Below are 14,678 nucleotides of genomic sequence, written 5' to 3' on the forward strand. Positions count from 1 at the left end.
GGCTACTATCTTCCGACTACTATTGAACTAGAGATACCCATACCTCTCATAATATCTACACTTCCGAAATACTTAGGCGATTGTACTAACCATACACGTTCAAGAAATTCGTAACTTAACTTAAATAGCTCACAGTTCTCTATGGATCGAAGCGCCATAAAATCTTTTTCGTGAGTTGGGGCGATTAAATATTTATCACCAAAATTTTCTAACCCGATAAGTTCCCGCTCTTCTGTAAAGTCGATATTTTTTGAATGGGCAACAGCATTTCTAAAAGTAACCATATTACTTATGGTATCCCGATGAGTTGTTAAAATTTCATGTTCCTCAACGTCCATTTTGGATAACAGCCAATCAAACTTACCTAACAATGTTGCACTGGTAAATTTTTTATATAACGACTTATGTTCGCCGAAAACTTCTTTGCCATATGTATTCAGTTTGGATTCCAGAGCAAAGCAATAAAATGTCATAGCTGGAACTAACTTTTTAAATATATAACCATCAGCGGTTACTTTAGCTTCATTAAATAATGTAATAGCGATAGATTCAAGATATCTATCATTAACTATCGAACCTTCAATTTGTGATTTTATTGTTTCTTCAATACTCATAAGTGAGATGGATCCAATTGGTAGCCTAACAATTTTGTCTACGACATTTGTCGTTTTATAAACCGACAAATGTCCATATATTACAATGCATTTATCTTAACCATCAAATAAACACCTGTAAACAATTAGTTAACTGAAAATTATTTTTAATCAGTGCGAAAATGTACCGAAATGGTGGAGATCAGTAATATTGGACAAAACAACAAGCACTGTCTATATATACAGTTAACTTTAGCCAGAGATTCATATCATGAAATCACCTTTTTTAACTATGATAGCCGAACAAATGTATCTAAAGCGTTATGCTAAAAGTACCGTCAAAGCGTATTTATACTGGATAGCTTCGTTTATTCGCTTTAACTCTATGAGGCACCCTACAACGATGGGAGACAATGAGGTCGAACTTTTTTTAAACCACCTTGTCAACCAACAAAATGTTGCTCCTAACACTCAAGCGCAAGCCTTAAATGCGTTGAGCTTTTTATTTAAAGAAGTGATTAAAAAGCCACTCTCATTATCATTAGGTTTTATTAAGAGCAAACGAGCAACTAAACTACCGGTAGTTTTAACGCAGCAAGAAATAAATAATTTTTTTAAAGTGTGCTCTGCAAAGCATTATTTACCCTGTGGATTACTTTATGGTAGCGGTATGCGCTTAATGGAGGTACTGCGTTTACGGATACACGATATTGACTTTGACTATAACTGCATTCGAATTTGGGAAGGCAAAGGAGGCAAAAATCGTGTTGTAACGCTTGCAGTAGAGCTCACACCGCAATTACGTTCTCAAATACAATTAGTTGATAGTTACCTGCAATTAGATTTGAAAAACCCCTTGTATAGCGGCGCTTACATGCCTCATTTATTACGTAAAAAATATCCAAACCACAATAGACAGCTGGGCTGGCAATATTTATTTTCATCACATAAATTAAGTCTTGATCCTGAGAGTAAGCAATTAAGGCGCCATCATATTGATGAAAAGCAATTACAACGCGCTGTTAAAAAAGCCGCTTTTGATGCAAATATTAATAAACACGTTACGCCACATACTTTGCGCCATTCATTTGCTACGCACTTACTGCAAAGCGGCGCTGATATTAGTACAGTACAAACACAGCTAGGTCACAGTGATGTGCGTACTACGCAAATATATACCCATGTATTGCAGCAAGGTGCTAACGGGGTTGTTAGCCCTTTTTCAAGATTATAAACGTCCCTCTTTAATGCTCTACACATACATACTCGCTTAAAAATCAATACAGCCACCTGTTTCTACTTTAAAAAACATATAAAAAAGCCCCGCTTGTTTTTACACAAGCGGGGCTCCACACTAATTTTTTACTCAAAAATAAAAGCGCCGATACCGCGGGCGCTTTGCATTATTGAATTTAATGTTATTGGTTAACTACACTTTTAAGTGGGTTAACTGGTTGTGCGTTGTCATCTAGTAGGTTCATGTCAAAGTCGAACTCATCTACACGAATCGCTTTTTCACGTTTAATGTTGTAATCAATTAACTGGGCATGCTCAGCTTGAGTAATTACGTTTGCAGCTAGTGCGTTATCAAGCGTGATGTTAAAGCGCGCACCTAGCTTAATTGTTCTAGCACGTAATGCTTTTTTAACTTTAGCCAGCTCACCAAGTGATGCCATTTTAGCTTTGTAAGCTTGCTCATTAATATGATGGCCATCGCCTTCTACTGGTTTAACTAAATGCGTAATTTGCGCTTTAAATGCAGTATCAAGCTGGGCTTGCTTAGCTAATTCGCGAATTAAGTCATCGCTAATTTTTGGCATTTTAGTTGAGTAGTTCATAGTTACAAAACGTATAAACTTACGAGTACCACTTGCAGGGAAATTATCTAAAAACTTATGCAGTGCTTCTTCAGCGCTTTGTAGAGCAAAACGCGTTGCGTAATGGAAGTACGGCGCTGCTTGCTCGCGTTCACTGCTTGCTACTTTTTGCTCGTAGTATTTGATTGATGCCATTGCCGCATATAAAAAGCTCATAACATCGCCTAAACGTGCAGAAAGCATTTCTGCTTGTTTTAACTTACCGCCAAGTACAAGTAACGAGAAGTCTGCATAAACCGCTAATTTAGCTGATAACTTGTGCACTGCTTTTTCGTATTCACGTACTTCTGGTAAATCAGAGTTAGCGCTTGCAGTAAATGGTAAAACACCTAAACGGAACGCACGTAAACTGTTTGCTGTGCTGTAACCAATTGTTTTACGTAAAATGCCGTTAAATTCTTTATCTGCGCCTTTGTCTTCACTATAGATAGATTCAACCATAGATTGTAAATATGGGTGACAACGCATAACACCTTGACCAAAGATCATTAGGTTACGAGTAAGAATGTTCGCGCCTTCTACCGTTATTGCAATTGGCTGTGCAACATAACCGCTCGCAAGTGTATTTTGCGGACCATTTTGGATTGCTTTACCTGCTTGAATATCCATAGCTGAATCTAGCACGTCGCGGCCAAGCTCTGTCATGTGGTATTTAGCAATTGCAGTTACTACCGATGGTTTTAAGCCCATGCCTAAACCTTCAGTTGTAAGTACACGCATTGCTTCTTGTAGGTATGTTTTACCTGCAATGTCGGCTAGCTTTTCTTGAATACCTTCAAACTGGCCAATGGCTAAACCAAACTGTTCACGCACTGCTGCGTATTCAGATGCTGATTTAAATGCTACTTGCGAAGTACTCACACCTAGCGCAGGTAGAGAAATACCACGGCCAGCGCCTAAACAGCTAACCAGCATTTGCCAGCCACGGCCGATGTTTTTCTGCCCGCCAATAATAAAGTCCATTGGTACAAATACTTTGTTACCACGTGTAGTACCGTTGTAAAAACGAATACCCATAGGGTCATGGCGGTTACCCAGCTCTACACCTGGGTGCTCTTTTGGAATAAGCGCACAAGTAATGCCTAGGTTTTCTTTACCACCAAGTAGGCCATCTGGATCAACAACCTTAAAAGCTAAGCCAAGTACCGTAGCGATTGGTGCAAGTGTGATGTAACGCTTGTCCCACGTGATTTCAAGGCCAAGAACTTCTTCACCGTTGTATAAGCCTTTAGTAACAGTACCCACATCAGGAATACCACCCGCATCAGAACCCGCTTCTGGGCTTGTAAGCGCGAAACATGGAATGTCTGTACCATTTGCTAGGCGTGGTAAGTAATGTGCTTGTTGTTCTTGCGTACCAAAGTGAAGTAATAACTCACCTGGGCCTAACGAGTTAGGAACCATTACGGTCACCGCAACTGCTGAGCTTTTAGTTGCAATAGTTGCCACGATTGTAGAGTTTGCATAAGGGCTAAACTCTAAACCACCAAACGACTTAGGAATGATAAGCGAGAAAAAACGCTCTTTTTTCAAAAACTCTAAAATGTCATCTGGTAAGTGAATACCATTTTGGATAACTGAATCGTCAATCATACCAAGTAGCTCTTTTACTGGGCCGTCAAGGAATGCTTGCTCATCTGCGCTTAGTGTAGCTGCAGGTACATCGCGTAATGCGCTGAAATCCGGTTTACCTTGGTAGATAGACCCTTCTAGCCACACATCGCCTGCGTCTAACGCTTCTTGTTCAGTGATTGAAATACTTGGTAATACTTTTTTTAGTTTTGTACGTAAACTCATGATTGAACTCATCCGACCAGATAATAATACCTACATTACGTCATAAAAAATCGTTTAGATCAATTACTCTATTCAATTAATTAACAGTTTTTTCAATTTATTTTCTTTACGAAGACGTAAACTGTTGAAACAAAAAGGCTTACACCTGTACTCTGAAATATATAAATTTTGTATGGATAAAGGATAAAACGATGAAATGTTCGCCATTATGCTTGTATTTTTTAAAGGCATAAAAAAACGCAGCCAAATACGGCTGCGTTTGCAATTAACTTTTTAGGTTGTTTATCGAGCAACTTTAACAATTTGCTTGCCAGTAAAGCCGCCTGCAAGTTGTTTGTTAAGCGCTTGCGATACCGACTCAGCACTAAAATCTACAGGCGTTATGTCTGGGTGTTTAATGTCGCCATTAACCGCCCCTTCAAGTAATAAATTGCCCATAAAGCTTAAGCGTTGCTGCGCACACAAACTGTTAGCAAGCCATGCGCCGCCAATTGACACTACGCTTATATTTGGTGCTCGATGGTACATTAAGTCTTGCTCAAAATTTGGCAGCGGATTTAAACAAGCAATTCGTCCACAAAAACGCATAAGCTCAATGTTACGAAGCGTTGTGTTTCCACCTATCGTATCAATAACAGCATCAAAGCCTTGCGGGCCAAGCTCGCGGCGTATTTTTTCACACAACTTTTTGTCGTTGTAATCAAAAACAGCGTCAGCACCTAGTTGTTTAACCAATTTATGATTACGCTTTGATGCAGTTACAAATACATCTGCCCCGCGCTGCTTTGCGTATTGAATCGCAAATTGACCAACGGCACCTGAGCCACCTTCGATCAAAACCGTATCACCCTCAGTAATATCAATTTTATCTAAACTAATAAGTGCAGCCATCCCCGCACACGGTAATGTAGCTGCAATAGCCGGGTTCAGTTCATCAGGTACAACCGACACTGCAAAGTTAGGTACTTTAGTGTATTCGCTTAAAGCCCCTTGCTCACCAATGTTGGCATGCCACATGACGCGCTGGCCAACATTTGGAAAAACCCCTTTATTAGCTTTAACCACAACACCTACGGCATCTAGGCCTAAAATATGTGGATACTGCCATTTACAAAAGCCTGTTTTAGCAAAGTGGCCATCAACTGGATTTAATCCAACATACTCTACTTTTACTAGCAGCTCGTTGTCTGCACATATTGGTACAGGCACTTCAACATCAGCTAAGTTAATTGCTTGATTTGGCTCTGGCAGTACAATAGCGCGCATAATTTGCGGTATATCGTAGTTATGTAAATTATCAGTTTTTGGCATCAATATAACTCTACTTAGTAGTATCGTTTAACGCATAACTCCATTGGCCATTAAATGACTGGTATGCATTTACCTTAGCAAGCAGTGAAGTTATCGTTTTTTCAACAGCATTCTCTTGCGCCATTAAAACATCCTGACGCGCATCTAACAACTCAAGATAAGGAATTTGGCCCTCTTCATACATTGCTTGTGCTTGTAAAAATGCTTTATTAGCAAAGTCATAGCGCTCATTTGCAAAACGCTTTTGCTGTGCTTGATTGACTAACATTTGCAGTGAAAGTTCACTTTCACTTAATGCCTTTAGTACTATTTGTTGATAATCGCTGTAAGCAGCTTCACTTAAAAACTGCTGCGCATCGCGCTGTGCTAATAAAGCGGGGTAACTTAATAATGACCATTGTAACTGTGGCGCTACTTGCCATTGTTGGTCGGTATTTTTTAAGCCTGTGCTGTCTATACTCACAACCCCAGCAAATGCTGATAAGCTAATATCAGGTAATAGTGCTTTACTCGCTGCAACACTTAAACTGTTTGCTTGGCTAAAATCAAACAATGCGCGGCTAATGTCTGGGCGTAAGGCAATGGCATTGTTAGCGTTTTTTAGTGCTACACTAAAATCTCGCTCAAGCACGCTTTGCTCGTTTTCAATAGCAATGTCTTTCGCTAGCTTACCACTGAGTACTGCAAGGGCAGATAAATCGCTGTATTTTGCATACTCAATGGCTGGCATAAGTGCTTGTTGCTGCCTAAGCTGCGCCATAGTACGGTTTAAATCGAGCTCGTTAGCGACACCTTCATCAACTCGTGCCTGTAAAACGTCAATGCTTTGCTCAAGGGCTTCTATTTGAAGCGCTACAATGTGTTGTTTTTCAACATTGCCCTGATAGCTTACAAAACCTTTAACCACCGACGAAACAACTTCAATTTGCAATAAACGTACTTGCTCTGCTTGGCTCATGGCCGATGCATTTGCTGCATCAACCAACGCCGTTATACGACCAAATAAATCTAGTTGCCAATCAAGTGCAACGTTTGCACTTGATTGGCGATCATACACGCTTGGTGCATCGCTTCGAGCTGCGCCAACATTTACGCCACCTTGAGGTAAATATTGGGCTTTTTGCTCGCCTAATCGCGCTAATGCACTTTTAAGTGTTAACTGGCTTGTTTGCAAATTATAGTTATTTGCAAGCGCACCAGTAACAAGTTCATTTAACTGATCAGAATTAAGTTTTCTCCACCAGTTTGTTTCATCAGCAACGCTTACGTTACTAGCAATATTAGCTTGAGCGACAAAGTCGTTAACCGCTTTTTGCTCGCTTATTGTGTCTATTTTACTTGCACACCCTGCTAAAAACGAAGCCACTAAAACCGCACTGACTGTTAGGCTAGTTTTAAACCTTTTTTGCATTAACTTAGTCATGAGTATTCTCCTGCGCGCTCTCTTTTTTCCTCGTTACTAGCATGTAGAACACCGGCGTAAATAACAAACCAAATACGGTTACACCTATCATCCCTGAGAATACCGCGTTACCCATAGCGTGGCGCATCTCAGAACCCGCACCTGTAGCAAGCACCAACGGTACAACACCCGCTGTAAATGCAATAGACGTCATTAATATTGGGCGCAGACGCATACGGCATGCCTCAAGTATTGCCTCTAAGTGCGATAATCCTGAGTCGTGTCTGTCTTTTGCAAATTCAACCATTAATATCGCGTTCTTAGATGCTAGGGCCACCAGCACTATTAGCGCTATTTGGGTAAATATGTTGTTGTCAGAGCCAACAAACCACACACCTAATAAAGCAGAGAAAATAGTCATCGGTACAATTAATATAATTGCCAGTGGTAAACGTAAGCTCTCGTACTGTGCTGCAAGTACCATAAATACAAGTAGTACAACTAACGGGAATACGTAAACCATGGTGTTACCAGCAAGTACTTGCTGGTACGTTACCTCTGTCCACTCGTACTCAATACCCGATGGCAGTGTATCGGCGAGTACTTTTTCAATAGCAATTTGTGCTTGATCAGAGCTGTAACCAGGAGCTGGGCTACCATTAAGCTCGGCACTTGGGTAACCGTTATAGTGCATTACTCGGTCAGGGCCAATGGTTGGTGTAACCGTTAATACAGAACCTAACGGCACCATATGACCTGCTCGATTACGTACTTTTAAATTAAGTATTTGCTCTGGATCTTTACGGTAGTCAGCATCAGCCTGTGCATTTACTTGGTACGTACGGCCAAACATATTAAAGTCGTTTACATACACAGAGCCTAAGTAAATTTGCAGTGCATTAAATACTTCATCAAGTGGAATACCTTGAATAAGCGCTTGCTCACGATCAATATCAATATCCATTTGTGGAACTTGAATTCTAAAGCTTGAGTAAAGCCCCATTAATGCAGGATCTTGCTGCGCTTTACCAATAACAGCTTGTAAGCTATTAAATAATGCTTCAAACCCTTTATTTGCTCTGTCTTCAATTTGCAGTTTAAAACCACCCGTTGTGCCTAAACCTTGAATTGGCGGTGGCGGAAAAACCGCTACAAAAGCTTCATCAATGGCAGCAAAACGCTGGTTTAGCTGTGCAGCAATTGCCATTGCAGATTTACTTGGGTCGGTACGTTCATCAAAGCTTTCAAGTGGCGTAAATACAATGCCGCTGTTAGGGCTATTTGTAAAACCGTTAACCGATAAGCCTGGGAACGCAACAGTATGTGCAACGCCTGGTACTTCTAATGCAATTTGTTGCATTTGCGCTAATACATCTTCAGTACGGTCAAGGCTTGCCGCATCTGGTAACTGTGCTATTGCAACTAAATATTGCTTGTCTTGCTGTGGAATAAAGCCACCTGGTACGGTATCAAATAACTTAATTGTGCCGCCAACCAGTGCAATATATGCAACCATTACAATTACAGTCATTCGAATTAGTTTTTGTACCAGCTTTTCGTACCCTTTAGCACCACGGTTAAATACGCGGTTAAACGGGTCAAACAACCAACGGCCAAACAATTTATTAAGTAAACGCGTGAACGCATCTGGTTTTGCATCGTGCGATTTTAATAACAATGCAGCAAGCGCAGGCGACAACGTGAGTGAGTTAAACGCAGAAATAATGGTCGAAATTGTGATTGTAAGCGCAAATTGCTTATAAAACTGACCAGACAACCCGGTAATAAACGCCGTTGGAATAAATACGGCACTTAGTACTAATGCAATAGCAATAATAGGGCCTGTAACTTCGCTCATTGCAACACGTGTTGCTTCAAGCGGTGATAAGCCATTTTCAATATTACGCTCTACGTTTTCAACAACTACAATCGCATCATCTACAACAATACCTATGGCCAGTACTAAGCCAAACAACGACAAGGTATTAATTGATACGCCTAACCACTGCATTACTGCAAAGGTACCAATCAGTGAAATAGGCACTGCAATTAGCGGGATGATCGATGCACGCCACGTTTGTAAAAATACAATAACAACAATAACTACCAGTACAATTGCTTCAAGCAAAGTGGCAATTACCGCGTCAATTGAACCACGTACAAATACAGTTGGATCGTACACAATGTCGTATTCAACACCGCTTGGGAAATCTTTTGATAAACGCGCCATTGTTTCGCGTACTTGATCAGAAAGCTCAATAGCGTTTGAACCCGGGCGTTGAAATATTGGCATTGCAAGTGCTGGTTGATTATCAAGCTCAGCACGAAGTGAGTAAGTGTCTTGACCTAAATCAACACGTGCTACATCAGATAAACGTGTTAATTGGCCTTCGTCACCTACTTTAATTATTACGTTTTCAAATTCTTCAATACTGTTTAAACGTCCTTTAACGTTTAACAATATTTGAAATTGACTGTCGTTTGAAATTGGCTGTGCACCTAAGCTACCGGCTGCAACCTGCTGGTTTTGCGAGCGAAGCGCTGTTATTACATCTGTTGCTGTTAATTCGCGTGCAGCAAGTGCATCTGGGTTTAGCCATACTCGCATTGAGTACTTGCCCGCACCAAACATACGAATATCACCTACACCCGGTAAACGTGCAATTTCATCTTTAATGTTTAAATCAGCATAGTTTGATAAATACGCGGTGTCGTGCGTTTTTTCAGGTGAATATAAATGCACCACCATGGTTAAATCGGGTGATGATTTTTCAGCAACTACGCCTAAACGTTGTACTTCTTCTGGCAAACGTGGCAACGCACTGTTTACGCGGTTTTGTACTTGAACCTGAGCACGGTCTAAATCGGTACCTAACGCAAAGGTGACCGTTAGTGTCATGCGGCCATCACTCGTACCTTGCGAAAACATATACAACATGTTTTCAGTACCGTTAATTTCTTGCTCAAGTGGTGTTGCCACCGTTTGCGCTATAACAGTAGGGTTTGCACCCGGGTAACTGGCAGTAACTACCACTGTAGGCGGAACCACTTCTGGATATTCACTTACTGGTAGTTGGAATAGTGAAATACCACCCGCAATTAAAATAACCAACGACAGCATTGCCGCAAATATTGGGCGCTGTATAAAGAAATGCGAAAATTTCATCAATAAACCTTATTGCTTAGCCACAAGTTGTGCGTTGTCGTTTGACAATGTAAATGCAACACCGCTTGTATCAATTGTTACTGTTTGTGGAGAGATTGGCATGCCTGGGCCTACGCGCGCAGGGCCATTTACTGCAATTACATCACCTTCACTGAGGCCTGAAGTAACCGCACGTAAAGCACCGTATCGCTCACCTACAGTAATGAGTTTGTATTCAAGTACGTTGTTTTCGCCAACCGTTAACACAAAACGATTTTTTAAATCGGTACCAATAGCGCGCTCAGGAATAATTACTTTTTCACTTATTTCATTAGCCGCTAATTTAATGCGTGCAAATGAACCCGCTCGTAGCTGATTGCTATCTTCATTAAATACCGCACGAACACGTAATGTACCTGTTGATGAGTTAATTTGATTATCAATAAAGTTAATGTAGCCTTTGTATGCAAAATCACTTTGACCTACTTTTTGCATTACAACCGGTTGACGACTCGCAGCTGTTACCTCATTAAACGAGCTATTCCATGTACGTTCGTCAACGTCAAAATAAGCATACATAGCTTGGTTTGACACAATTGACGTTAAAACACTTTGGCCGGCAAGTACGTTATTACCTTTAGTAATATTGGCGCGCGAAATAATGCCATTAATAGGAGAAACAACAGACGTAAACTCTAAATCTAGCTCTGCTGATGTAAGCTGTGCTTTTAATGCCAAAAGCTGAGCTTCGCGTTGGCGTAAAGTTGAGGTACGTGCTTGTGCTTGCTCTGTAGAGATTGCCTTACGGTCTAATAAGCGTACTGCACGTTTGTCTTCACTTTTAGCTTGTTCAAGCGCCGCTTCTGCACTTGTAATTTGCGCCTTTAAGCTTGCTACAACTGCTTTAAATGGACGAGCATCTAATTGAAATAATACATCGCCTTGCTTAACCACATCGCCTTCATTAAATTCAATACTGTCAATAATGCCCGATACTCTTGGCATTAGCGCAACTTCTTGTGGAGACTCTAAACGTGTTGTGTATGTGTGCCAGCTTTGTACTGGTTTAACAAGCACCTGTGCTACATCAATTGGTTGAAGTTGCTGTGCGGGGGCTGACTGAGCTGTGCTCTCATCAGCACAACCTGCAAGTGTTAATGTTGCCGCAGTAAGTGCAGCAGCAATTAGATGTTTGTTCATGAAGACGCTCCATTGTTGATTAGCCTTGCATAATACGGATTAAACGCGTGTACAAACACCGTAGATTTTTAAATTCATTAATGCCAAAATGGCATCAATAACTTATTCAAGGTGTCACAATGGATACAACAAGCCGGCTTTTAATGTTGCTCGAAGTAGTTGAACAAGGCTCTTTTGCTAAAGCGGCAGAAATTCGCAACATAGATCGCTCTGTTATATCTAAACAAATTAGCCGCTTAGAAGATGAGTTAGGGGTTAGGCTATTAAACCGCACCACCCGTTCATTTTCGCTCACAGCGGCAGGCGCCGAAATGATTAAAAAAGCCAGTGAATTAAGAGAGCTGCTTGGCGAAACCTTGCGCATGGCCGAAAATTATCATTTAGAGCCACGTGGGGTGTTAAAAATTACCTCATCCACGCTTATTGGCAGACGTTATTTGCAACCTGTACTTAACGATTTTCAAAAGCGCTTTCCGCAAGTAGAAGTTGAGTTACGTTTAGACGACAAGTTAGTAGACATAGTATCAGAAGGGTTTGACTTAGCATTTAGAGTGGGCGAGCCCAAAGACTCCTCCCTTATTGCTCGTAAGATTGCACGTAACCGCTTACTTATTTTAGCTGCCCCTGAGTTTATAGAAACATACGGTATGCCAAAGACCATGGAAGATTTAGCTCAATTACCCGCTGCAAGTTATGCCAGTAACTCAATTAGGGTAGAAGGGATTGATTACTTTAATAGCAAGGGTGAGCAGTGCGAGCAAAAAATAAAAAGTGTGTTTAGAGCAAACGATGCGGAATCATTATTAATGAAAACGCTCTCTGGCACCACTTACTTTGTAGCGCCTGCATTTATTATTGGTGACGAAATAACGCAAGGAAAGCTAGTGCCCATACTCACTGATGTAAAACTAATGGAATTTAGTGCTATGTATGCGGTTTATCCACATCGTGATTTACCGGTAAGAACCCGTTTATTTTTTGATGCGGTTAGAGAACACTTAGGAAAAGACAAACCAATTTGGGAAAATGGTATTCCAAACTTTGAACAAATGTACTAAAAATAAAGCTAAGCGGTTAACTCATCCAGCGCGGGCTCTTTTTTAAACTTGCAATACACTTTATTGCGCCCGTAGCGCTTAGCTTTATAAAGTTGTTTATCTGCTTGATTAACAAGCTCTTCGAGCGAATTACTACTTCTAAACTTGGCAATACCAATACTGGTGGTAATGTTAATATTTAAACCATCAATATCAAATTGTTTGCTTTCAATATCTGCTCTTATTTTTTCAGCTGCGTTAAGAGCAGCCTCTTTATCTGAGAAAGAGCTAAATAAAGCAAATTCTTCCCCTCCTACTCTAAACACATAACCTCGGCCGAGTGCCACCCTAAGTAAAGTAGCGACTTCTACTAAAACCTGATCGCCTACTGCATGGCCATACTTATCGTTTACTTCCTTAAAAAAATCTAAGTCGAGTAAAAACACATAGAGTTGCGATTTATCTTGAAGTTCAACTTCAAAATAATGGTTCATAGAAAGTCGGTTGCCCGCGCCTGTTAGCGGGTCTAGTAATGCTAAATTTCTTAGGCGCCTAGAAAATTGTGCCCTGCTCCCTTCAAATACATGGGAGATAGCCCAAATACTTAAATAAACACACATTAAATTTAAAGATAAATTGAAAGTGGTAAACGGGCTAAGACTCGATTTAGTCCCTAAAATATAAGATTGTATAACGAGCAAGCTAGCAGATAAGAAAACCCCGTATTGCTTGCCTAACAATAAGTAAAACAAAATAGGTAATGCAAACGACCATACAAATACCCCATTATGTGGTGTAGCAAGCGCAGTCGCTAAAATAACAATGAGCGTTATAAGTGCGCACATTACTATAGACTGCCAAAACCTTAATGGGCGACGTAAGAGTGATATATAGGTGAAAAGACAATAAATTGAAAAGAAGACTTCGATATAACCCAATAGCGCAAAATTGTTTACTGTTAAGTTAAAGACCGCAAATGCAAACGACAAAAAACCAAAGCAAAGACACATCCAACTAAGAACGTTCCTTCTTAATGATTTAGTACTATTAAGAGCTGCGATATCCATTCAATTAACTTAATAACAAACAAAAAATAATTGTAACCTGAAAAAACAAATTAACAAGCTTTGATGAAATAAACCCTATTGATACAAGAAGTTACTCACATTATCGGGACAAACTTGCTTTTTTAGGTACGCTGAATGTAGCTTTTAGCTAAAATACTAGCCACCTAACATAGACAAGTTTGTGGTTATACCTGTGTTGCCTTGGTGTAGCAGGTGGGTGGGCTTTTTAGTTTTAATATACCGTGAAAGTAAATCCATTAGCGCGGCGTTTGCGTTATCGCTCATATACTCTCTTAATGAAATACCTTCTTCAGAGAACAAACATAGATGCAAATTGCCTTTAGCGGTTACCCTTAATCTGTTACACGTACTACAAAAATCGTTACTGTATGGCATGATCAACCCAATTTTACCTTGGTAATCGGGGTGAGCAAATTCTTGAGCTGGCCCTGCAGAAGCGCTTCGCGCAATTTGCTGCCAACCGCTTTGCAATAGCTTCACTTTTAAAGACTGACCCGAGACATGATTAGCATCAAAAAATGTTTTATTATCGCTTGTTTGCATAAGCTCGATAAAGCGAATGGTTACCGGACGATGTTTAATCCAATTTAAAAATGTTTCAAATTCTTGGCCATTGTATTGCTTCATAAGCACACTATTTATTTTTACTGACTCAATACCGGTTTCAAGTGCGGTATCTATACCCTTCATAACAGATGCAAATTTATCGTGGCCAGTAATTGTATTAAACATACGCGAATCTAGCGTATCAATACTGACATTAATTGCATTTAAGCCCGCATCAACCCAGTTATGAATATTTTTATGAAGTGAAAAACCATTTGTTGTGGCTGCTATTTTTTTTATACCGCTGGTATCTTTTGCAGCACGAATAACATCTATGAAGTCTTTACGAAGTGTGGGTTCCCCCCCGGTGATACGCACTTTCTCAATACCGTGATGTGCAAAAGCGTTAAGCGTATTACTAATTTCATTAACGCTTAAAAATCCGCGGTCATTACCGCCTTGGTAACCATCGGGTAAACAATAAACACATTTAAAATTACACACGTCTGTAATAGATAAACGTAAATAACTAAATTCTCGCCCTGTAGGGTCGATTAGCATAAACAAACCTTAACTTATACCAACAGGTAAAACAGTTGCCGTACCTATTGATACATAATAATTGCATAACAATATGATGTATTACCAATCCGTAGTAAATCTTAACAATACGGATTGGTAT

At 40.2% G+C, this 14,678-nt stretch carries 10 protein-coding genes; 2 read left to right on the top strand and 8 right to left on the bottom strand.

Annotation, left to right across the window (positions count from 1 at the left end; translation table 11 throughout):
* Positions 1 to 5: 5 nt before the first annotated feature.
* Positions 6 to 614: a hypothetical protein gene (locus J8L73_RS07945; protein WP_211016003.1), complete on the bottom strand. Its 609-nt coding sequence runs from the start codon at positions 612 to 614 to the stop codon at positions 6 to 8.
* Positions 615 to 864: 250 nt separating this feature from the next.
* On the opposite strand from J8L73_RS07945, the gene J8L73_RS07950 reads away from it, so the two are divergent.
* Positions 865 to 1,827 (top strand): integron integrase, encoded by a 963-nt coding sequence (locus J8L73_RS07950; RefSeq protein WP_211016004.1) that lies wholly within the window; start codon positions 865 to 867, stop codon positions 1,825 to 1,827.
* 184 nt (positions 1,828 to 2,011) lie between these two features.
* Here the strand turns inward: J8L73_RS07950 and J8L73_RS07955 are convergent, their stop codons facing one another.
* The 5 genes from J8L73_RS07955 to J8L73_RS07975 form a co-directional block, all read right to left on the bottom strand.
* On the bottom strand, positions 2,012 to 4,267 hold the full coding sequence (locus J8L73_RS07955; RefSeq protein ID WP_211016006.1) for an acyl-CoA dehydrogenase: 2,256 nt from the start codon (positions 4,265 to 4,267) through the stop codon (positions 2,012 to 2,014).
* Between the two features lie 282 nt (positions 4,268 to 4,549).
* Positions 4,550 to 5,578 carry a zinc-binding dehydrogenase gene (locus J8L73_RS07960; protein WP_210999670.1) on the bottom strand — a complete coding sequence of 343 codons (1,029 nt, stop codon included), beginning with the start codon at positions 5,576 to 5,578 and terminating at the stop codon, positions 4,550 to 4,552.
* A gap of 10 nt (positions 5,579 to 5,588) precedes the next feature.
* Positions 5,589 to 7,001: a TolC family protein gene (locus tag J8L73_RS07965; RefSeq protein ID WP_211016013.1), complete on the bottom strand. Its 1,413-nt coding sequence runs from the start codon at positions 6,999 to 7,001 to the stop codon at positions 5,589 to 5,591.
* Positions 6,994 to 10,146, bottom strand: a complete 3,153-nt coding sequence (locus J8L73_RS07970) for a multidrug efflux RND transporter permease subunit (RefSeq protein WP_210999672.1) — start codon at positions 10,144 to 10,146, stop codon at positions 6,994 to 6,996. The genes J8L73_RS07965 and J8L73_RS07970 overlap by 8 nt, the downstream gene beginning before the upstream one ends.
* A gap of 9 nt (positions 10,147 to 10,155) precedes the next feature.
* The gene (locus J8L73_RS07975; protein WP_210999673.1) at positions 10,156 to 11,325 is read right to left on the bottom strand and encodes an efflux RND transporter periplasmic adaptor subunit; all 1,170 of its coding nucleotides are present in this window, start codon (positions 11,323 to 11,325) and stop codon (positions 10,156 to 10,158) included.
* A gap of 119 nt (positions 11,326 to 11,444) precedes the next feature.
* Here J8L73_RS07975 and J8L73_RS07980 point away from each other — a divergent pair, with 119 nt between their 5' ends.
* Positions 11,445 to 12,383 carry a LysR family transcriptional regulator gene (locus J8L73_RS07980; RefSeq protein WP_211016015.1) on the top strand — a complete coding sequence of 313 codons (939 nt, stop codon included), beginning with the start codon at positions 11,445 to 11,447 and terminating at the stop codon, positions 12,381 to 12,383.
* A gap of 8 nt (positions 12,384 to 12,391) precedes the next feature.
* Here J8L73_RS07980 and J8L73_RS07985 read toward each other — a convergent pair whose 3' ends face one another.
* A complete protein-coding gene (locus J8L73_RS07985) occupies positions 12,392 to 13,429 on the bottom strand; it encodes a GGDEF domain-containing protein (RefSeq protein WP_211016016.1) in 1,038 nt (345 codons plus the stop codon).
* Positions 13,430 to 13,585: 156 nt separating this feature from the next.
* Positions 13,586 to 14,557: a GTP 3',8-cyclase MoaA gene (gene moaA / locus J8L73_RS07990; protein ID WP_211016018.1), complete on the bottom strand. Its 972-nt coding sequence runs from the start codon at positions 14,555 to 14,557 to the stop codon at positions 13,586 to 13,588.
* Between the last annotated feature and the right edge of the window lie 121 nt (positions 14,558 to 14,678).

Source organism: Pseudoalteromonas sp. MMG006 (genome assembly GCF_018101025.1).
Taxonomy (GTDB): Bacteria; Pseudomonadota; Gammaproteobacteria; order Enterobacterales; family Alteromonadaceae; genus Pseudoalteromonas.

Excerpts from the sequence above, each read along its gene's own strand:
- J8L73_RS07945 (WP_211016003.1), bottom strand. The coding sequence starts at position 614 with ATGAGTATTGAAGAAACAATAAAATCACAAATTGAAGGTTCGATAGTT.
- J8L73_RS07985 (WP_211016016.1), bottom strand. The coding sequence starts at position 13,429 with ATGGATATCGCAGCTCTTAATAGTACTAAATCATTAAGAAGGAACGTT.
- J8L73_RS07980 (WP_211016015.1), top strand. The coding sequence starts at position 11,445 with ATGGATACAACAAGCCGGCTTTTAATGTTGCTCGAAGTAGTTGAACAA.
- J8L73_RS07970 (WP_210999672.1), bottom strand. The coding sequence starts at position 10,146 with ATGAAATTTTCGCATTTCTTTATACAGCGCCCAATATTTGCGGCAATG.
- J8L73_RS07975 (WP_210999673.1), bottom strand. The coding sequence starts at position 11,325 with ATGAACAAACATCTAATTGCTGCTGCACTTACTGCGGCAACATTAACA.
- J8L73_RS07955 (WP_211016006.1), bottom strand. The coding sequence starts at position 4,267 with ATGAGTTTACGTACAAAACTAAAAAAAGTATTACCAAGTATTTCAATC.
- moaA (WP_211016018.1), bottom strand. The coding sequence starts at position 14,557 with ATGCTAATCGACCCTACAGGGCGAGAATTTAGTTATTTACGTTTATCT.
- J8L73_RS07960 (WP_210999670.1), bottom strand. The coding sequence starts at position 5,578 with ATGCCAAAAACTGATAATTTACATAACTACGATATACCGCAAATTATG.
- J8L73_RS07965 (WP_211016013.1), bottom strand. The coding sequence starts at position 7,001 with ATGACTAAGTTAATGCAAAAAAGGTTTAAAACTAGCCTAACAGTCAGT.
- J8L73_RS07950 (WP_211016004.1), top strand. The coding sequence starts at position 865 with ATGAAATCACCTTTTTTAACTATGATAGCCGAACAAATGTATCTAAAG.